This window comes from Bacillus cereus (genome assembly GCF_002564555.1).
Classification (GTDB): domain Bacteria; phylum Bacillota; class Bacilli; order Bacillales; family Bacillaceae_G; genus Bacillus_A; species Bacillus_A cereus_K.
Map to the genome: position 1 here is coordinate 1 of NZ_NUVD01000022.1, position 20,897 is coordinate 20,897.

Here is a 20,897-nt window from a genome sequence, read left to right on the forward strand (position 1 = left end):
CTTCTACAGCAAAACGGGCGAAAATCTCATCGATATGAGAAGAAAACAGTCTTTGATATATTAGGTGTCGTTTACAATTGTACCATGTCTGATAATCAAGCGGCTTAATTCAAAAAAGGAAACCCGTTAGGGTTTATTTCGTATGCAAATCTTTAAAGCACCTACATATAGACTTTCGAAAAAAAGAAACAATCTCTCTTATCATTGACATTACATGAGCTTAGCTTGATAGCGATGGGGTACCGCCAGCATTTCGGAAAAAACCCAGGTTAAGAGAATGCAAGATTTTATACAGTTTTTCGGCTAATCGGGTGACAAATGAGACCCCTAAAACTCATGTCAGGATAGGAATGTTAAAAAAAATGAATAGAGTCATAGACAAAGAAAAAGGCGGATTCCTTGTAAGAGTAGGGGCTCGTCTTTTTCCTTGCTACCAATAATGTTACGTTATGTTAACCGAGCATGTATATCATATTTAACAAAAATCACACGATGTATCACTCCTACATAATGGTATAATAAGGAAAAATGGAAGGGGAAGCTCAATGAATTTCATACAAGTTTTTGATGCTATATTCAGTATACTGCATGACTTTTTTTCAAAGGGAATTTGGATAGTCCTGTTCTTCTTTTTCTTGAATAAGTTGTACGAGAGCCAAAGATTGGCGGCAACATCACGTGTGATTACTGCCGTTCTTCTTGGACTTTATCTCTTATACATCATTATTTTAAGACCACTATACTACTCTTTTTGATAGGGAGGGGTTTGCAATAACTTCCAATAACGATAATTATGTAAAGGAGCTGTCCAAATGGATGGCTTATTTTATTTTTTGCTTAGCGTGTTTTTTTCCAAAATGCTGGCGATACCCCATGCCCATCAACTTAAGAATTTTATAATGCCCCCAAAACAAAAAAATTGCCCATTTTCGCCTGAAGATGTCAATTTTCTCGTTTTGGAGTATTTGTTTGTCTTAGCTTGATTTTGATGTGGTTCTACCCCGACTATAGATAATAAGAACTTATGAGTTGGCGAGATGATACCAGCATACTTACCAATCTTGCTAAACGATCAAAATAAATATGAGCATGCAAGTATAATTTCTAATTGTAAATTAGTTGGCTACACATATAAAAAAGTAGATTTTACTTTGTTAACCGTATGAAAATCTACTTTTAAATAAACAAAAACCTGAGTATTAAGTGGGTATAATTCTGTCAATCTACACCACTCACAAAAAACAGAAGATGTCTTCTGTTAACAAAAGATAAATAACTTGAAAATTTTAATTATTTTTACAAATAACTCACAAAATTAACATATTTTAAATTTATTGTTATATATGTTGATTATTTTATATGGATAGTTTTTTTATAATTATTACATCACAGGAGGTTTTTAAATGGATATGGATACTTACTATTGGGAAATGGTAAAAAAGAACATTGGTGTCTATTCAAAAGCAGAACAAGAATGTCTTAGGAATAAAAGAGTAATTATCTTTGGATTAGGGGGAGTAGGAGGTTATGAAGCCATCCTTTTTTCTAGAATGGGGGTTGGACATATTACAGGAATCGATCCAGATGAATTTGAAATATCTAATATAAACAGACAAATGTTAGCGCTTTCTAGTGTGGTAGGAAAACCAAAAGCAAAAGTTGCTGAACAAGTTGTAAAAGATATTTATCCTTATATCTCAACAAACTTTATACAAACAAAAGTAGATGAAGACAACGTGGTGGAATTAATGAAGGGTCATGATATTGTGGTAGAAGCAGTGGATGATATGCCTTCTAGGGTCATTATACATAGAACAGCTAGAGAATTAGGGATACCGAGTGTAGGTATGTCAGGGAGTCCTCCTACAAGAGGATTTGTTTCTACATTCTTTCCAACTGGGATTCCATATGAAGAGGCCTTGAATGTTTCTGTTGTAGGATCCATATTAACAGATTCAAAGTTAAGGCAGCAAATTGCTGATATTAAGAAAAAAAGAGCATGGTATTCGGTTGATAAGGGAGCGCCTGAAGAGTGGGCGAAAGATTTTTGTGAGGGAAAAGTAGGCTGGATTATTACTCCTATGCGAGCACATCTTTTATCGTTATTTAGCTTTCATGAAGCGATACAAGTGTTAACTGGTCGTGAACCTTTGGCTAGAGCACCAAAGGGCATTGTTATAGATGTAGATAGTCTCACTCCTGTCCAGATAAAAGACGCACCAGAAAACGGTTGGGATTATGCAACATTATAAGGGGGGAAGCAAAATTGTTCACTGAAAATTTAAATACACAAAATATATATGAAGAAAGCTTTACACGAAATATTGGTGTAATTTCAATAGAAGAACAGAAAAAATTAAAGAATGCTCGTGTTACTGTAGTTGGTGCTGGGGGAGTAGGGGGGATTACGCTTATCCAGTTGGCACGAATGGGGATAGGGAATCTTCATGTAATTGATGAAGATGTTTTTGAAGCGAGTAATATTAATCGACAAATGCTTAGTTCTATAAGTAAGTTAGGGAAGCCAAAGGCACTTGTGGCTCTAGAAACCTTAAAAGACATTAATCCCCTACTACAGGTAAAAATAACACAAGAGTTTGTTACAGAAGATAACGCAAAAGATCTGTTAGCAAATACAGATATTATTATAGATGCAACTGATAATTTGGTAGCAAGAGTTATTATTCACCGTATGGCTCAAACTTTAGAGATTCCTTCTATTTGGATTGCTGTTACACCACCCTTTAGAGGTGGAGTCATGTCATTAACCCCTGAATCTGTACCTTATGAAATTGCGTTAGGATATCCATCTTATCAGCAAGAACTAACGCTTGAGATGCAAAACAAAATTCATGGTTTAAAAGATGGACGTGCTCTGTATTCTATTAAACATGGTGCAGATGAACAGTGGGCGAATAGCTATATAAATAACGAGCGACCATGGGCTGTACTATCTCCTGTTGCAAACATTATAGGGATTCTAGCAAGCTTTGAAGCATTTAAGTTTATTGTAAATCGAGAAGATTTACAACCTATTATCAGTCCAAACCTTATACAGATTAACCTTTCACATCCAAATATGGTACAGGTATGTGAACCTGAAAACGGCAGTTGGGATTATACAACTTTATAGAAGAGGTAAAATATATGGTTTCTTTTCTATTGTTAGGAATTATTTTTATACTTGCTTTGATTGTTAAGGATTATGCACTAGCTATTGCAGCAAGTTTATTAGGTGTGTTATTTGCTATGGGACAAAAAGCTATCTTGCATGCTATTCAACAATATGCTTTTCCAATTGGTATTTTCTTTCTCATGTTATTTCTTTTAGCTCCCATTACATCAGGGAAGATTTCGAGTGATAACATAATGAAGTTAATTACTTCTCCAATTGGGTGGGGATCGATTTTAGCGGGGTTTATAGTGTCGTTTATAGGAGGAAAAGGAGTAGGGGTACTACCGATGAATCCAACTATATTATTGGGTGTTTTAATAGGTACTTTGATGGCTGTATTGTTTACAAAGGGGTTACCGGCGGGGTTAATTATTGCAGCTGGAATAATAGCCATCATTTCTATGAAAAGAAAGGGATTTTAAAAATGAAAAAGAATTGGAAATCTATAAGTTTAATGGGGATTTTTTTCGTTCTTTTACTGTCTAGCTGTTCAAATCATCAAGAAGTTTCAAAGGGGACAAAAACTTCTAAAATAATAAAAGAAGAATATAAGATTCCACTAGAAGACGAAACATTATTTTTACTTCATAAAAGTGTAAATACAAAAAAGCAATATACATCAGACGAAATCATTTTGTTTTTAGAACCATTTAGTGTTCCTACTGCAGCAGCTTTTGATGTAACAAAATATTCATGGATGGATGAGTATGCAAAAAAAGGATATGATACGTGGGCAATGGATTTTAGAGGGTTTGGGCAATCTTCAAGGCCAAAAGAAATGTCAGAAGCGCCTAACTTAAATAAACCAGTCGTTCATTTAGATGATGCAACAAAAGATTTAGAAACGGTTGTGAATTGGATTAAAAGTAAAAGGAATGTAAAAAAAATTCATCTTGTTGGCTGGTCATATGGGGGAGTGGTAGCTGGAAATTATGCAATATCACATTCTGATGATATTAATACACTTGTTTTATATGGATATATGCATGGATTTACGCTTCCAATGATGACAGAGCCCTTTGACAATCCTTTACAGCAAGGGGAATTCAATCCTCATGCACCCTCTTATCAAACTGTAGACTTTGATAAAGGAATGCATCACTGGCATATGATGATGGACGAGAAAAAAATTGTTACAACTGAAGCTATGGATTCTGTAAAAGACGTATTTCTTCACTCAGATCCAATTAGCGAGAAAAATAATGGCATCATTCGTCGACCAATGGGGCCTCTAGAAGATTTATATTCTATTTGGAATAACCGTCCTTTATATGATGTATCTCAGATTACTTCTCCTGTGCTGGTTATTTATGGAGAAGATGATTTATTTGCCGATAGAGATATGCTGTCGAAATTAACTGGGACTAAGCAAAAAAAGGAAGTTGTGATTCCTAATGCAACACACTGGGCAGTATATGAAAAAAATCATGATGTTCTATTTAAAGAAGTATTGAATTTTATAGAAATGAAAGAAGGAAAAAAGGGATGAACAGAGATATAACAATCTTAGATGCTACTTTACGAGAAGGGGAACAGCAATGTGGTGTTCGTTTTTCAAAGAAAGATAAAATTACGCTGGTTCATATGCTTGAGGATTTTGGAATCCGGTTAATTGAAGTTGGACATCCTGGAATTTCTCGTGAAGAAGAAGCGGTTTGCCGAGAAGTTGCGGCTGCTGCAAAACAAGCTGATATTTTAATGCATGCTCGAGCGAGAAAAGAAGAAGTTCATGCTGCATATCGAGCAGGAGCTGATTGGGTAGGGATTTGGGCATCTATTAATCCGATTTCTTTACAAACAAAGTATACAAATCGATCAAAAGATTATGTGATGAATCAAGTGAAACAAGCGATTGAAGAAGCTCGTTACTTAGGCATGAAAATCCGATTCACAATTGAAGATGCTTCCAGAACTACTTGGGAAGATATTTCTTACCTTGGAAAAATCGCATATCAAGCGGGAGCAAATCGAATTAGTTTAGCTGATACGGTGGGAATTTGGGAACCTAATGAGTGTGCAACCATAGTCAAGAAAGCGGTTGAAACATTCCCCTGTGAAATTGAAGTACACCTACATAATGATTTAGGACTAGCACTAGCGAATGCTCTTGCAGCTATTGATGCTGGGGCTTCTGTCATTGATGCAACTTTATGTGGGATTGGTGAACGGGCTGGGATTGTTGATTTACTAAATTTATCTGTTCTGTTATCACAAAAATATAATCAACACTTTCAATTAAAAATGATTCCAGAATTAACACAATCTCTTCAATTGGCTACAGGTTGTAAAGTCGATCATTGGAGACCTATTGTTGGAAAAAATGTTTTTACACATACAGCACCTTATCACGTAAAAGCTGTGAATCATAATGTTTTAGCATATGAAGGAGTTCAACCTGAAATGATAGGAAGAGTGAGGAAGATACAACAAAAACGGGTAGAACGAAAAGGCCCTCGCCTTTCAAAGAATTTACGCGTCAGTAAACCATTTGTAAAAGGGGCATCTGAACTTTTGTATCATAGGGATGGGCCAGGAGAACGATGGGTGCAGATGGATTATAGAACAGATGAGCGTGCTTCATTCTATGTAATACAACGTATATTCTGTAATCAGCATATGGACGAAAACTTGGAAGGTCATGTGGATTATCATGCACATCATTGTGATAGTGCTTTTGTATTTTGGGGTAATAACATAGATGGTACAGGGCTTATATGTAAAGTGGAAATCGAGGGAGACGTGCAAACCATTGAGAGCCCTGCATCTGTTTTTATTCCATCAGGTTTCAAGCATAAATACAAGTACCTTTCAGGTGTAGGTACATACACAAACATTGTACTAGCCCCTAATTACAATTCAAGCTTGTTGGGGTAGCACCACATCACAATCTAGCTAGGAAAAGCAAATACCCCGAAACAAGAAAATTGAGTTGTATTGTTTATAAAAAAGTTGCACCGTTTTACCCCTTTAGATATTTTTGTTTAAAGGGGTGTTTTTATGTCTAAAAGAAAAAGAACATTTAAAATTGAAAAATGGATTAAACAAGGTCGAGGTTCAGGTATAGGTCTAAATTATCAGCCATAGTAGAAGATTCAAGATGTTTCATCATGGGGTAGATCAACGAGATTAAGTGTATCAAAACGAAGCGTCAGCATGAATTTTTATCAGACTTGGAACGAAACCACTTTTACTTAATTGAATTTTCGTATTTATAGATAGCAAAGAGAAATTCCCTCTATTATTTCAATGATATACTTCCTGAAGAGGTTTCCAATTGCACTTTATGATCCCTGCTCCCAGATGTTCCTCTTGTTTCTTTTTTACCTTGTTGATGATTATCTAATACGAAGCCTACTGAACATCTCCCGCTGTTGGATTTGAGGAGTAGCTCGGCATCTGGTTCATCCACATTCAAGGAAACGTCCACATTCCCACTTATGGTAGTAACGTAAACCTCACTATGGAAGTGAAGGAAGTCAAGTTTTACGTTACCACTACTTCCATTAACTCGCATGTTGTGCGTTTGCAGCTCCTTACCAACGACGCTGCCAGAAGTGCCATCGACTATGACTTCTCCTTTGAATTCACTAGGAATTCGAACTTCCAATTGGGGCATCAGATTGATTTTAACCAGACGGGTTATATCATTTTTTACTCGAATCATTATTTTTCGTTTCTCCTTATCCATTACAATTCCCGGACCATTGTCGTTTAATAGTAAGTATGCTTCCACTTCATCTATATCCGCGGATACTACATTTATCTTTGTGCTTCCATGATCTATGTGAATAGTATCTACATCTTTAAGTGAAGCCATTTGAATGTCTTCATCTTCCGAACCTGTCGTACAGGCACTTAAAAACATTACAGCAAGAATAGCCGACATGACCATAAAGTATTTCTTCATCTTTCAACACTCCTCTCGTTGGATACCATTATAAAAGGTGACGTCACGTCAATTTCAAGTTGTATATAGATTTATTAATGAAAATTTAAAAAAGTATAAAAAAACTTGAAGTTTACGTTGCGTCATTTTATATACTGTTTAGTAACTACTATATATATCCATTTTGATTTTTCGACATATAAGTCGCGGCTATTGATAACAAAAGGTGACCTGCACTCGTTTTTTCTCTTTGTTTTCACTTGGCATGGGGCACAGGAAAAGGACCTAACCGCTTCTATGCATAACGGATGCTCTCTCTCACCTAAAAAGAAGGGTTTTATATCAGTTTTTTAATTTGTATTTATATATTTAGAGATATCTAGATAAAAGAGATTAGGAAGATAGGAGGTTTTTAGATGAAACAGGGAGATATTATTATTTATGGAAGCGTCATTATAGGTGCAGGTTTTGGACTGACACTGGATAATGCATTTCCTGGTGTACTGATTGGCTTAGGAGCAGGATACTTACTTAAAAATTTTTTTCGTAAAGAAGAATAAATGTGGAATGAATAAAACAATTGTTAACGATAGAGTCTTAACATACAGAAAGGTAGGTTTATCAGTTGATACACATTAATAAGGTTGGGGAGCTGACAGGTGTTACAGTAAGAACACTGCGTTACTACGATCAAATAGGATTATTAAAACCAGCATCCAAAACAGAGGGTGGCCATCGTTTATATACGAATGAAGAAATAAAAAAACTACAGCAGGTTCAATTTTTAAAAAAGGTTGGATTTCCGTTACATGAGATTAAGAATATGCTCGCTTCCAGTGCGTGGGATTGGTCGGATAGTTTAAAGAGTCAATTATCTTTTGTAATAAAAGAACAGGAAAGTTTAAAGGAAATAGAGTTATCCTTACGGGAAATGATACATGGAATCGCGATAGAAGGAGAAGAAAACTGGATCGCGATTCAGAAGATTATGCAATTATCCAGTAAAGATAAAGAAATACAGCAGTATTATCGTGAATCTGTATTTAAAGATAGGGAAATAAAACTATGGGAAAAGGTTCCCAATATGACAAGTGACAACCCTGATTCACTCGAATGGATTGCTCTGATAGGTCAGTTAAAGCGTTATATGAAAGACGGCCCAAAAGCAACCAAAGTCCAAAATATCATTAGAAGAATGAATGAAAAGCGTTTAGAGGAGTTTGAAGGTGAGGATGAATTTTTAGATAAGCTGTGGGAAATAAGGATGTCGCCAAAGCAATCAGAGAAACTGAGATTATATCCAATTGACCAGGATATGCTTGAGTTTATGGATCAGGCATATGCCATTTTTATGGCTGAAAAGGATAATTCCCAAAAGGAATAAGGGGGGAGAATGATGAGTACAGACCTACTTCTCCTAATAGGGGGATTGGCCCTATTGGACATGCTAAGCCCTACCATATTAGGGGTAACAGTATATTTGCTTCTAACAGATAAAGAGAGACTTACCAAACGTTTATTAGTTTATTTATTGACGGTAGCAGGGTTTTATTTTGCTGTTGGGGTTTCACTTATGTTAGGATTAGATTTCTTGCTTGAGATTATTTCTGGTGTATTTCAAAATCGAATCGTAAGCTGGACGTTCTTTATTATTGGGATGATATTGTTCATAGCAAGTTTTTATGTTCCAACAAAGAAAAGTTCAGACCTACCTGCACCAAAATCAAAAAGCATTCTTTCAATGGTTGCTCTGGGATTCACTACTTCATTAATTGAAGTAGGTACTGCATTTCCTTATTTTGCAGCAATTGGCATGATGACTACTTCTAATCTATCATGGGTGGAATGGTCTTCTATTTTAGCTGGATATAACTTTATCATGGTGTTGCCTTCCCTCGTGCTGTTTCTCTTCTACCTCCTGTTTGGGCGGTGGATGCAATCATCTCTCGAGAAGCTTCGAGTGAAAATCGCTAATAATACAGAATCGGCTCTTTCGTGGATTATGTGTATAGTTGGACTCGTCCTGATTTTTAATAGCCTGGATTATTTGTAGGATGTTTGACCAGAGTATTAGATAAAAGTAGAATTATTCAACAATTGGGTACGCTTTTTGAATAACAAAGGCAAAAAATGATTAAACTTTTTTATAAAAACCAATTTTAATTCTGCTGAAGAAGAATCTATTTTGATCAAACTGTTTCCAAAATGGATTTTATTGATTTATCATAAAATATGGGTTTATGAGGCATTTTTGATCAAACTTTATTTCAAAACTACAGGATAAGCAGGGTTCTCAACTGGATTTTCTGTATGACGGCTCGGTTCGTAGTTTATTGTAGATGGGTTTTGATTGATTTGCATTGCACCATCAAGTTGTTGATTACGAACAGCTACGTATGGGCAGTTTACAGGAATTTGTAAATAGTTTGCACCAAGGCGGTAACGCTGTGTATCTGGGTATGAGAATATACGACCTTGTAATAGTTTATCTTCAGATGGTTCAATGCCAGGTACAGTTGCACTTGGCGTAAATGCCGCTTGTTCTACTTCCGCTTCTTTTGTACTTAAATTGCGGACGTCTTGCTGTGATTTTCAATGATATTTAATGTAAACAATTTTCCCTTCCACATTAATCCATTTAAATGAATGTACGTCGAAACCTTCCATTTCACGATAGTTTGCCGGTGTACCCTAATCAGAAAATACCCATGTCAGCATATGTGTAGATTCTGGAGTTAACGTCATGAAATCCCAGTAACGATCTGGTGTTTGAATGTTTGTATTAGGTGCTGGCTTTAAAGAGTGCACCATATCAGGGAATTTAATTGCATCACGAATGAAGAAAACAGGTAAATGGTTACCTACGATATCATAGTTTCCTTCTTCTGTATAAAATTTAACAGCGAACCCGCGTGAATCACGAGCTGTTTCTGGAGAACCTTGACCATGAATAACCGTTGAGAAACGAACGAATACAGGTGTTTCAGTTCCTTCATTTTTTGAGATAGGGTCCGCGAAACAATCCATAAATATCTCTTGTGTATTTAGCATAGCAAGCCTAAAATACTCTGCAATAAATCCAATTGGACAATAAATAAAAGAGTCATAGCCTACTTTATATATAAACCTCTCGTCAAGTTTTGTACATCTGATCAAATCCATGAATCTGGTGTATTCCCTACACTTCACCAACCAATTAGTAATCTTCTAAACTTGAGCATACTAATCACACATCTTTTCTGGAATTTTAGTTTCCTTATATTTCTGGATGTTAATCCGTAATGAGCATTCGTTCATCATCTGTAGGATTATTTAACAATCCGTATTTTGATAACTATATGTTCAACTAAGTAATTATTACACAATATGTAGTATACCTATCAAGTTATAATCATTATAAAATGATAATTTGTAAAAGTAAATATTTTGTCGGAAAATTTTATTAAATATACAATATCAATTCTTTTTNNAAAAAGAATTGATATTGTATTCAGATTATATTAATATCTTTTGAGGATAGTATGTACTATTCACCAACTAATGAAGGGTTTTATTTGGGGAATTTAAAGATACTTACGGGAGTATTGTTTTTAATTTTTGCTTTAGTTTCTCAAACTAAACATAAAACTAGTGGTAAACAGTTAGAAAGAGAACTATCAAAGGAATATGATGAAATGGTTGATTTTATAGATGGAACAGCTGCACATATAGCCATAAGTATTCTTATGGTTATGAGTATTCTTATGATGTTTCTTTCGAAATGGATTATAATTCCGATTAATACTGGGCTATTTCTCATTATGATATGCTGTCTAATTACGAATACATCAGCTAAAAACTATTATAATAGTTTTCCTTGATTAGAAGATTTCTATGAAAATTTGAATATTAAAGAGCTGATTTACTCTTAACGAGGTAAAATCTGGAACTTTTATTGTCTGACTTTTCTTACCGTAGGATTTTTCTGAAATAAATGTTAATTGCGAGGGTAGGATGTCGTTGTTTGGGAAATGCCGACATATAGGGAGTTTATTATTATCATAGCTTGTGTATTACAGGATTTGGGAGAGGATACTGGGAAGTGATGGATGCAATTATAGAAATTTGCATAAAATTTATAATGATTTATTGTATAGGCTGTTTTGGTGGTAGTTTGTTATGGAAAATGAAAACAGATTGAAAGGAGAGGGGATTCAATATGAGCCTTTCACCCCAAAAAAAGATGTTGCAGTGGGTTGAAGAAGAGGGAACTTCATACTGTAATGATGATCCATTGGCTATTGCAAAAGGAATTAGAAATGGATTTCTAATGGTAATACCATTTTGGTTAATTGTATTGTATTTAGTTATATGAAAACTATATAACTATGAAAGGATGAAAGAAATGATTGTTTCGAATGGAATTGCTGATATTCAAACTAAAAATCAGGCACGTGAACTCGCAATGAAAATGACAAAACAAGTGCTTCATAAAGGCGCTGGATTAACATGGTTGAGAACTACACATTCATTTTTTAGTGGAGCAATCCTTTATATTAAGGATAAGGATAAGGATAAAGGACAGGCTCATTTATCCGATTTGAAGGCGTTTGTTGTACAAGGTGAGAAGAAGGACGGCTTTTTAGAATATATCACTAACCATTTGGAAAAGGATCATCCTTCTTATCATGCTTTTCAAATCATGTTAGCGTGTAAAGAATCGACGCGTGCTCTTTGTTCTTATCCTTTTTGGACTGTGTATGAGAGTAATAGAGAGGTGAGATAACAAAATGAGTTTAATCATTCCACATTATTTACTTGTAGGCGGATGTTCGAAAGACAAAGTGTTACAGGCACATAAAAAAGCGAAAGAAATATTTAATCCGAAGGGTCAAACCAATAAATTGGTAAGTCAGTTGAGAAACGTTTCCTTTGTTGTACTCTGTGACGGCAGCCATCATAGATGGAAAAATGAAGATGAATATATGAAAGCGAAAACGGCATATATTCGTTATCTTGTAGAGTCTGATATTCAGTTTGTAGAAATGGCAACACAAGAATTTATTTCTTGAAAGTATGCAAAAGACCCAAAAAAGCTAGAACAACATACTTATCATGTAGAAAGAAAAAACAGGGTATCATTAGTCAGCTGATCGATTGTGGATTTTACAAGGGTGGAAGAAGACAGCCCTATGAATTAGAGCCCTCAGAATTAGAAAAGTATCTAAAAAAATTAAAAAGGAACGAGTAATTCTTCATAGTTGATGCAAAGGAAGTAAGACTGTGGCATCTAACAAGTTTGAAAAAGAACTAGAGAAATCCACTAAAGTAGTTGCGATTGGTATCGGTTACTTATGTATCAGTCGGAAGATGTAGACTATAATGGTCAGAAGATTCAATTTCATCTAGGGGAACCAGAAGAGAACTTGGATTATCTAGTCAAAGCGTTTCGAAGTATATATAAAAACACGAAAATTTTAGAACAAACGATGGAACACATTTCGTTTTCACGTAATAAATTGTTTGGTGGTGCGGTTGGCGGGAGAGTGAGTGAGATTACAGACGAAAAAGTCCTACCACTTACTTAATATAAAACTGATAAACTAAGGATACCGCCTCATGTCTGTCAACTTAAGAATCTTTACTATCCCCACGTTATTCTTTCTAAAAAACTAAATAGAAAGGATGACGTTTTTTTACTAGATTCTTAAGTTGATCGACATATATGGTGACTCCTAGGAGTTGATACATATGGAAAACAAGAGCTCATGTATATGCAATTTCAAAAAATTAAACTACCAGAAGCTTAAATCTTATATCAAAACCATAGCCGATTATCAACAAGAGTAAAGGAGCGGTGAGTATGACAACACTTTTAGTATTAGAAGATCAGATAACAATTCGTAGTTTTATTACATTAAATATGAAGCGTGCTGGTTTCAATGTTTTAGAAACCGATACAGGCGAAAAAGGTCTTGAGCTTTTAGAACATCATAATATTGATGTGGACTAGGTGGATCAGAATCTGTGTTATTTCTTCTGTATGGCCTGATACAGAAGAAATAAATGGTCTTGGTTCATCCCAATCGCTTTATATTCGCTTAATTCTCTTTTCTTCTTTTGTAAAAGCAGTTGACGTATTTTAAACATCGTAGAGGAGCATAGAAAAATAGCGATCAGCTTTCCATATAATTGGCACTCTAATCGTCCCTGTTTTACATGACGATAATAAGTGATTTCCACGTTTTAAAGACAATCTCTATTTGCCAACGCAAAGTATATAACTCTTGTACCTATTCCAAGGTGTATTCGTTACGTCCACGTTTAATCCCACTACAATTTTGCTTTTCCATACTGATCACGTCCTTTTTTTGAGTATAAATAATATCTGAATATCAGATATTATTTATATAAATCTTATAGTTTTGCACCAGAACCACTTCGTCTATACAAAAATATATTCACTGTACATTTTATCTATTTTTGATACTCTACAACACATATGACGAAATACATATGACGAACCCTTTTTTATCATTAGATTTCGTCATATGTCCTCTTATCTATGTCGAAGTAATATGTGTTTTTAAATCAAGAGTTCTTAGGGGATAATGGATAGCTTTTTTGTAAATTTCAGTTAAAATATACTTTAATCATTTTATGTTCTGAACTGCTTAATTTACCCAACATTTATTGCTTTTATTTCATGACTATTGCATTCGATTTTATGTAAGTTTCCGTATATTATTTCCATATCAAAGGGATGTTTGAAATTGAAAAAATCATTTGATCATGCCGTTAAATAGGTTCTGGTGCAAAAATAGAATAAAAGATAATAAAGTGCATAGATTCCTAACGGAATCGTATCTTATGCTGCAAGTCCAAACAATTGATGGATGAACTCTTTCTGATTTTGAACAGACTGGTCCCGTAAACCAACCTGTTCTTTTTTCATCATATGCATGGCTTCTACTCTAGAAAGAATGGATGTAGCTGTGTCAAAATATTTGAACCCTAACATAGAACAAATTCGCTTCTTTATAAAGTGATTATCTTGTTCAACTATGTTATTCAAGTACTTTTGTTGTCTAAGTCGCATACCACCAGGTATGCTTTTTTCTTTTTTTAACTGTTCAATTACTATAGGATATGCTGGATTTTTATCGACTGTTATAACACGGAGGGGGGTGAAACATGAAAAGACTGCAAGGCCTTCTTGAAAAAGCGCTTTGCAGTCTTCTGGTCTCTTGTTTTGCTTAGGTGAAAATCGACTGTATTTCCTTTCGAATCAACAGCACGATACAGGTACATCCATTGACCTTTTACTTTGATATATGTTTCATCGACTTTCCAGGAGTTATTTGTTTGTTTAAGGTGACGCCTGATTCGTTTGTCCAATTCAGAGCCGTACTGATGAACCCAACTCATAATCGTTGTATGAGAAATGGATAAGCCCCATTCCTCCATCATTTCTACTAAATCACGAAAACTGAGGTTGTACCGTAGTTACCATGTACCATCTTACCGTTAATAAAATAATATCAGGCTTATAATGCTTCCATTTGAATACATTTTCCTTTTCCATACCAATCACGCACCTTCTTTAGATTAGTAGTATCAGTATGTCCAATATTTGTAGATTTACTGCAATTTTCCTGAATCTTTTGCACCAGAACCATATTTACTATATCCATACATACATAGACAAAAAAACGCAGCCTATACTGTTCCCAGTAAGGTCTCTCATGCTCCAGATAAATGTGTGAATAAAGTATATAAAACAAAGCCTAAAAATATCGAATTTCGTATTAATGTTTTATTATTTTCATAACGTAAGTATATTCTTTTGTATGTATTATAATAATAATTAGGGCTAGAATACCAAGTAATATCACTTCTTTATTTAAAATCACATCATATATGATAGCTCCAAAACAGATAAAAGAACGGGGAGTTTTTTTGAAGTTAGGCTTGTTTCGGAATATAATCAAACATTTAAAATGTAAAGAGTCCCTAGGGGAATAGGGACTCTTTAGTGATAACGCTTTACATAGCTTGGGTGTGAATACTTTAACATTTTAGCATAGAGCTACCTTATCCGAAGGTAACAAAAGGTAACAAAAAATAATACATGTGGCATATAGAATTTTATCGTTAAAAACGAATCGTGTGGAATAGAGAAGTTTTATTTAAAAGATTATATTTGCGTGATTTGAAGAAATCTTATGTTTTCTACTTTGATTCGCAGGGTAATATATAAAGTTTTTTTGGTTCTGGTGCAAAAAATCTCTTAAATTTGGACATACTGATATTACTACTCTATAAAAGGTGTGTGATCAGTATGGAAAAGGAAAATTTGTTCAAATGGAAGCATTATCAGCCTGAACTAATCTTATTAACAGTAAGGTGGTACCTACGGTACAATTTGAGCGGTGGAAATGATGAAGGAAAGGGGATTATCAATTGCTCACACAACGATTATGCGTTGGGTTCATCAATATGGACCTCAATTAGAAGAGAAATTACGACATCATCTTAAATCAACAAATGACTCGTGGAGAGTCGATGAAACTTATATTAAAGTAAAAGGGCAATGGATGTATTTATATCGTGCAGTCGATTCAGAAGGTAATACAATTGATTTTTATCTAAGTAAATCAAGAGATAAACAAGCAGCCAAGCGCTTTTTCAAGAAAGCCTTGGCTTTTTCGTACGTTTCTAAACCTCGCGTAATAACAGTAGATAAGAACCCTGCTTATCCTGTAGCGATTCAAGAGTTGAAAGAAGAGAAACATATGCCTAAAGGCATACAACTAAGGCAAGTTAGATATCTCAATAATATAGTGGAACAAGATCACCGTTTTATTAAGAAACGTGTGCGTTCTATGTTGGGATTCAAGTCATTTAAAACAGCAATTTCTATATTGGATGGTGTTGAAGCCATGCATATGATAAAAAAGGGACAAATTGATTTACAGAATCAGTCTGTCCAAAATCAAAAAGAGTTCGTCCACCGAGTGTTTGGACTTATAGCATAAAATACGATTCCGTTAGGAATCTACTATCATCCATGTTCTTCTTCATATATTTGCACCGGAACCGTTTTTTGTATATATTGACCTTGTTGTACATAGTTAACGGTTTGTATTCCGGTAATCTATGAGATTGCTTGACACTTGAACTGACATACAATTCCAATATTGTTATGATTTTAATTTACAGAAAAACAATGAAACTGGAGGCATTTGCATGGGTAGAAGCAAACCTATGAGAGAGGCATATTATATAAGAAATAACACTACAGGTAAAGGAACAGAAGTGAATTGTAAAAATGTCACGAGGGAAATGAAAAACACTGGGATCTTTCATTGTATGGATTGTATGAGACAGGTGGTACATGCAGGAGGGGAAAATCCTTACTATAGATTACCTTCAAAAGATGCTGAACATGATGTGAATTGTGATAATTATCTTCCAATTGATGAAGTGTTGGAAAGTATCAGAATAATAGGAGGGAAATTGAAAAATAAGTTAAAATCACCTTTTTCTAGGGAAAGAAGAAGAGAATAAAGGTGAAGCTGGAGTGAAAGGTGGAAAAGCCACTTCAACAGGCTTTAATCCGGTTAAAGTAGGACCAGTTACAACAATAAAAGGTAAACATCTCTTTCATAAGAGGGGTCTACCTTTTATTATTTGTTTATAAGAAATCAACAGCGCTAAAGTGTCCTTATGGTTACTGGAGTTAATCATAAGGAGGTTATATTTGCATAGGAACCGGGATTAGGAATAGAGATGTTCCTATGCAATATTTTAAAAATAGCCCCCATTAGCATTGGGAGTTATTTTTTTATTTTAGCATAGTGCTCGGTAATATATAACTTGATGAATAATTTGTTACTTTTTTGTTATGTATTTTTCAATGAAATTGTTATTTGAATGAAGTGAGGCCTTTAACAAGAAAATAGGGTGTCACACATGTTTTTAACGGATTAATTTTAGGGGTCTGTATAGTAGTGGAACAAGAACGGCAATAGAGTTTAATCATATTATGGGGTAGCACTACATCGCTATCAAGCTAAGGTTTTGAAGTACCCCCCTAAATGAAAATTTTCTTTCTCTATAGTTAGATATTTTGAGAAGTTCGCTCATTTTTTGTTTTTGGGATGTTTACTTTTCTTAAGTTGATGGGCATCTATGATGAGCCCTATTAGTTGATACAGAAGAAGAGAAAACAGAATATATAGAGGGTTATTACAAAAGTATTATGATTATAGAGAACGGAAAAAGGTGAAAGTGGAAATATTCTTGGACAATGACGTTGAGGATGATGATCCGTGGGTATGCAAAGCATACGGAGTTTTATCATAAGATTTTTATTTACTTTAAAGATAAAAGGGCTGAAGTAGAATAATAGGTTAATAAAATGAAAAAAGCCCCTATTCCCTAGGGGCTTTTTGAGAGAGAACTTCCTAACTAACTAACTAACTAAATTAATTAGTGGGATACGGATTAATTTTAACATATAGATAGCTTATCTAAAGGTAACAAAAAGTTAACAAAGGAGATTTAAAAGAGTATATTGCGTGATCTGAAGAAATCTTGTGTTTTCCACTTCGATTTAAGGGGTACTATATGAAATTTTTGGTTCTGTTGCAAAGTTTTCTACATGAATCTATACTCTAGAAAACAGAGTCTAGGAGAATCAGACATAAGATATTTTAAATGAGTATTACTTTTTTATGTTATTTTTTCCTTTATTTTCAAATTACTTACAAGCGGATTTATTAATATAGTTTACTTATTAATAATAATTATAAATTAATATTGACTTCCAAATGAAAGATGTTATCATTTAGTTGTACTTAACTTTCACTCCTATGAGGTGATGAGAAGAGAGCAAAAATCAAATATGTTAATTTGTTTCAATAAGTTAATTAAATTATTTGCTGCTTAATTGAAATGGAGAGGGGAAACAAATATGGACACTAATACCAATGCTAATACTGGAGGATGCCCATTTAGTCAAGGTGGTGTTACTAGTAACAAATCTAGCGCTACGACTAATAGAGACTGGTGGCCAAACCAGTTGAACTTGAACATTCTTCATCAGCATGATCAAAAATCTAATCCTATGGGAAAAGAATTTAATTATGCTAATGAATTTAAAAAGCTAGATTATGAAGCTCTTAAAAAAGATCTTCACGATCTAATGACAGACAGCCAAGATTGGTGGCCTGCTGACTATGGACACTATGGTCCAATGTTTATCCGTATGTCTTGGCATGCTGCAGGAACATACCGTACTGGTGACGGACGTGGAGGCGGCGGAACTGGTAACCAACGTTTTGCTCCACTAAACAGCTGGGCTGATAACGCGAACGTTGATAAAGCACGTAGATTACTATGGCCAATCAAGCAAAAATACGGTAACAAGATCTCTTGGGCTGACTTATTACTTCTAACAGGTAACGTTGCTCTTGAATCAATGGGTATTAAGCCTTTTGGTTTCGGAGGTGGACGTGCAGACATTTGGCATCCAGAAGAAGACATCTACTGGGGTACTGAAACAGAAATGCTAGGGACTAACCGTTACTCTGGTGAAAGAGAGCTTGAAAATCCACTTGCTGCCGTTCAGATGGGTCTAATTTACGTTAACCCAGAAGGTCCAGACGGTAAGCCAGATCCAATTGCAAGTGCTCACGACATTCGCGAAACCTTTGGACGTATGGGTATGAATGATGAAGACACAGTTGCATTAATTGCAGGCGGACATACTTTTGGTAAGGCTCATGGTGCAGGAGATGTTGCTTCAATTGGTCCAGAGCCAGAGGCAGCTCCAATTGAAGCACAAGGCTTAGGTTGGTTAAGTTCATATGGAAGTGGGAAAGGTGGCGACACCATCACTAGTGGTCTTGAAGGTGCTTGGACTGCAAACCCAACACAATGGGATAACGGATACTTTGATTTATTATTCGGATATGAATGGTGGTTGACTAAGAGTCCTGCAGGAGCATATCAGTGGATGGCTGTAGACCCTGATGAAAAAGACCTTGCACCAGATGCAGCAGATCCATCCAAGAAAGTTCCGACAGTTATGTTTACATCTGATTTAGCACTCCGTCATGACCCAATCTATGAGAAGATTTCACGTCGTTTCCATGCAAATCTAGATGAGTTTGCTGATGCATTTGTTCGCGCATGGTTTAAACTTTTACACCGTGATATGGGTCCTAAAACAAGATATCTCGGTCCAGAGGTTCCACAAGAAGATCTTATATGGCAAGATCCTGTTCCAACTGTTGATTATGAATTAACAGAAGAAGAAGTAGAAAAAATTAAAGTACTAATTCTTGACTCAGGACTGACAATCAGCGAACTAGTTACAACTGCTTGGGCTTCAGCAAGCACATTCCGTGGTTCAGATAATCGTGGTGGCGCAAATGGTGCACGTATTCGTCTTGCTCCACAAAAAGATTGGGAAGTGAACCAACCGGAACAGCTTTCAAAAGTCCTTTCAGTACTAGAAGACATTCAAAGTCATCTTGAGAAAAATGTAAGTCTTGCTGACTTAATTGTACTAGGTGGAACTGCTGCGGTAGAAAAAGCGGCTAAAGAAGCAGGTTTTGATGTGACTGTTCCTTTCGCTCCAGGACGTGGTGATGCAACTGAAGAGCAAACTGATGCAGAAAGCTTTGACGTGCTAGAGCCTGTTGCTGATGGCTTCCGTAACTATCAAAAGAAAGAGTACAGTATTAGTACGGAAGAGCTTTTTGTAGACAAAGCACAACTACTAGGCCTTACTGCACCAGAAATGACTGCCCTTATTGGTGGTATGCGTGCTTTAGGTACAAACTATGGTGGCACAAAACACGGTGTATTCACTAATCGTGTAGGCACACTTACTAACGACTTCTTTGTGAACCTACTTGACATTGGTGTAGAATGGAAGCCTGTAGACGGAGGCGTATACGAAGGACGTGACCGCAATACAAATGAAGTATTAAGAACAGCAACTAGAGTTGACCTAGTGTTCGGGTCAAACTCCGTTCTACGTGCGATTGCAGAAGTTTATGCACAAGATGATAACAAAGAGAAGTTTGTACGTGACTTTGTAGCTGCCTGGGTTAAAGTAATGAATGCAGATCGTTTTGACCTTAATTAACTGTTATTACGATTGATAAGAAAGAGACACCTGAGATAAGCAAGCAGCCTCCTCAGGTGACCATTTTAGCTGAAAGTATTGCCTATGATCATAACGATTACTAAAAAAGAAAAAAGCTAATTAACGAATAGATAAAGATATTTTTATAAAACTATTCTCATATTTATTCTCAACCATTATTCACGTTGGGTATTCGTTGTTCTGTAACGAATACCCATTCTTTATCTCCAAGTAAGGAGGTTAAATATTATGAAAGAGAAACTTTTTTCAAAAGAGATTGCTATTTAAAAAAAACATGGATTACGTGCAACACACCAAAGAATGCAAATCTTACAAGCGTTTATTTCTCTAAAAGGACATCCAACTATTGAGGTTATACATCGGGAAATACCATATATGAGTGTGAATACCATATAGGGGTATCACCACGCGACTAGCCAGCACACTCACACCCAAAATCAAGAGGGAATGATAAAATGTAGTTTAAGGAGGGGGAAGAATGAAAAATGTACATAGATGGTTAAATTATTTTGGTTTTATATGTGTGTGCATGTCTAGCTTCGGCTTTTTTCACCAAAATACTTGGGGGTATTTCAAGATTTCAAGTTGATGGGCATGTGACGGTGCCTCATGCTCACCAAGCTAGTTAGTGTATGTTAAGTAAACCTTATGGATTTGTATATCTCATCCATCCA

General features: G+C 35.3%; 19 protein-coding genes and 6 pseudogenes. 21 read left to right on the forward strand and 4 right to left on the reverse strand.

Going from position 1 to position 20,897, the window contains the following annotated elements; all coding sequences use genetic code 11:
- The first annotated feature begins 545 nt into the window (after positions 1-545).
- From COI75_RS27655 to COI75_RS27660, 7 genes and pseudogenes are all read left to right on the forward strand, one after another.
- On the forward strand, positions 546-755 hold the full coding sequence (locus COI75_RS27655; RefSeq protein WP_071719751.1) for a hypothetical protein: 210 nt from the start codon (positions 546-548) through the stop codon (positions 753-755).
- A gap of 648 nt (positions 756-1,403) precedes the next feature.
- Complete coding sequence (locus COI75_RS14170; protein ID WP_098448395.1) at positions 1,404-2,252, forward strand: HesA/MoeB/ThiF family protein; 849 nt, start codon at positions 1,404-1,406, stop codon at positions 2,250-2,252.
- Positions 2,253-2,266: 14 nt separating this feature from the next.
- The gene (locus COI75_RS14175; RefSeq protein ID WP_098448396.1) at positions 2,267-3,133 is read left to right on the forward strand and encodes a HesA/MoeB/ThiF family protein; all 867 of its coding nucleotides are present in this window, start codon (positions 2,267-2,269) and stop codon (positions 3,131-3,133) included.
- A gap of 14 nt (positions 3,134-3,147) precedes the next feature.
- Positions 3,148-3,597: a DUF441 family protein gene (locus COI75_RS14180; protein WP_098448397.1), complete on the forward strand. Its 450-nt coding sequence runs from the start codon at positions 3,148-3,150 to the stop codon at positions 3,595-3,597.
- A gap of 2 nt (positions 3,598-3,599) precedes the next feature.
- Complete coding sequence (locus COI75_RS14185) at positions 3,600-4,664, forward strand: alpha/beta hydrolase (protein ID WP_098448398.1); 1,065 nt, start codon at positions 3,600-3,602, stop codon at positions 4,662-4,664.
- Positions 4,661-6,049: a homocitrate synthase/isopropylmalate synthase family protein gene (locus tag COI75_RS14190; RefSeq protein ID WP_098448399.1), complete on the forward strand. Its 1,389-nt coding sequence runs from the start codon at positions 4,661-4,663 to the stop codon at positions 6,047-6,049. Before COI75_RS14185 ends, COI75_RS14190 begins: the two co-directional genes overlap by 4 nt.
- Positions 6,050-6,172: 123 nt before the next feature.
- Positions 6,173-6,416, forward strand: a pseudogene (locus tag COI75_RS27660) (heteromeric transposase endonuclease subunit TnsA); the annotation flags it as partial.
- Here the strand turns inward: COI75_RS27660 and COI75_RS14200 are convergent.
- On the reverse strand, positions 6,414-7,082 hold the full coding sequence (locus COI75_RS14200) for a DUF4097 family beta strand repeat-containing protein (protein ID WP_098448400.1): 669 nt from the start codon (positions 7,080-7,082) through the stop codon (positions 6,414-6,416). The pseudogene COI75_RS27660 and the gene COI75_RS14200 sit on opposite strands and share 3 nt — an antisense overlap.
- Before the next feature lie 395 nt (positions 7,083-7,477).
- Between COI75_RS14200 and COI75_RS26920 the strand changes: the two genes are divergently transcribed.
- The 3 genes from COI75_RS26920 (at position 7,478) to COI75_RS14210 (ending at position 9,114) form a co-directional block, all read left to right on the forward strand.
- Complete coding sequence (locus COI75_RS26920) at positions 7,478-7,621, forward strand: hypothetical protein (protein WP_176535586.1); 144 nt, start codon at positions 7,478-7,480, stop codon at positions 7,619-7,621.
- A 65-nt stretch (positions 7,622-7,686) separates the two neighbouring features.
- A complete protein-coding gene (locus COI75_RS14205) occupies positions 7,687-8,445 on the forward strand; it encodes a MerR family transcriptional regulator (protein WP_098448401.1) in 759 nt (252 codons plus the stop codon).
- Between the two features lie 12 nt (positions 8,446-8,457).
- Positions 8,458-9,114, forward strand: a complete 657-nt coding sequence (locus COI75_RS14210) for a GAP family protein (RefSeq protein WP_176535587.1) — start codon at positions 8,458-8,460, stop codon at positions 9,112-9,114.
- A gap of 227 nt (positions 9,115-9,341) precedes the next feature.
- Here the strand turns inward: COI75_RS14210 and COI75_RS14220 are convergent.
- Positions 9,342-10,061 (reverse strand): annotated as a pseudogene (locus COI75_RS14220) (catalase); the annotation flags it as partial.
- A gap of 554 nt (positions 10,062-10,615) precedes the next feature.
- Here COI75_RS14220 and COI75_RS14225 point away from each other — a divergent pair.
- The 7 genes from COI75_RS14225 (at position 10,616) to COI75_RS26550 (ending at position 13,053) form a co-directional block, all read left to right on the forward strand.
- Positions 10,616-10,921, forward strand: coding sequence for a hypothetical protein (locus COI75_RS14225; RefSeq protein ID WP_255265679.1), 306 nt, complete (start codon positions 10,616-10,618; stop codon positions 10,919-10,921).
- Positions 10,922-11,259: 338 nt separating this feature from the next.
- Positions 11,260-11,415, forward strand: a complete 156-nt coding sequence (locus COI75_RS26925; protein ID WP_176535588.1) for a hypothetical protein — start codon at positions 11,260-11,262, stop codon at positions 11,413-11,415.
- 30 nt (positions 11,416-11,445) lie between these two features.
- A complete protein-coding gene (locus COI75_RS14230; RefSeq protein WP_098448404.1) occupies positions 11,446-11,826 on the forward strand; it encodes a hypothetical protein in 381 nt (126 codons plus the stop codon).
- A 4-nt stretch (positions 11,827-11,830) separates the two neighbouring features.
- On the forward strand, positions 11,831-12,112 hold the full coding sequence (locus COI75_RS14235) for a hypothetical protein (protein ID WP_098448405.1): 282 nt from the start codon (positions 11,831-11,833) through the stop codon (positions 12,110-12,112).
- Entirely contained in the window at positions 12,109-12,291 is a 183-nt protein-coding gene (locus COI75_RS14240) for a Fur-regulated basic protein FbpA (RefSeq protein ID WP_255265680.1), read from the forward strand. The genes COI75_RS14235 and COI75_RS14240 overlap by 4 nt, the downstream gene beginning before the upstream one ends.
- Before the next feature lie 103 nt (positions 12,292-12,394).
- Entirely contained in the window at positions 12,395-12,628 is a 234-nt protein-coding gene (locus COI75_RS14245) for a hypothetical protein (protein ID WP_141535108.1), read from the forward strand.
- Positions 12,629-12,903: 275 nt separating this feature from the next.
- Entirely contained in the window at positions 12,904-13,053 is a 150-nt protein-coding gene (locus COI75_RS26550) for a hypothetical protein (protein ID WP_176535585.1), read from the forward strand.
- A 23-nt stretch (positions 13,054-13,076) separates the two neighbouring features.
- Here COI75_RS26550 and COI75_RS14250 read toward each other — a convergent pair.
- Positions 13,077-13,389, reverse strand: a pseudogene (locus COI75_RS14250) (transposase); the annotation flags it as partial.
- A gap of 519 nt (positions 13,390-13,908) precedes the next feature.
- Positions 13,909-14,625: pseudogene (locus COI75_RS14255) on the reverse strand (IS6 family transposase).
- A gap of 756 nt (positions 14,626-15,381) precedes the next feature.
- Here COI75_RS14255 and COI75_RS14260 point away from each other — a divergent pair.
- The 4 genes and pseudogenes from COI75_RS14260 to COI75_RS26555 all read left to right on the forward strand — a co-directional run.
- Positions 15,382-16,078: pseudogene (locus tag COI75_RS14260) on the forward strand (IS6 family transposase).
- A gap of 211 nt (positions 16,079-16,289) precedes the next feature.
- A complete protein-coding gene (locus COI75_RS14265) occupies positions 16,290-16,610 on the forward strand; it encodes a hypothetical protein (protein ID WP_098448406.1) in 321 nt (106 codons plus the stop codon).
- Positions 16,611-18,018: 1,408 nt separating this feature from the next.
- The gene (katG, locus tag COI75_RS14275; RefSeq protein ID WP_098448407.1) at positions 18,019-20,202 is read left to right on the forward strand and encodes a catalase/peroxidase HPI; all 2,184 of its coding nucleotides are present in this window, start codon (positions 18,019-18,021) and stop codon (positions 20,200-20,202) included.
- Positions 20,203-20,505: 303 nt separating this feature from the next.
- Positions 20,506-20,619: pseudogene (locus tag COI75_RS26555) on the forward strand (transcriptional repressor); the annotation flags it as partial.
- Between the last annotated feature and the right edge of the window lie 278 nt (positions 20,620-20,897).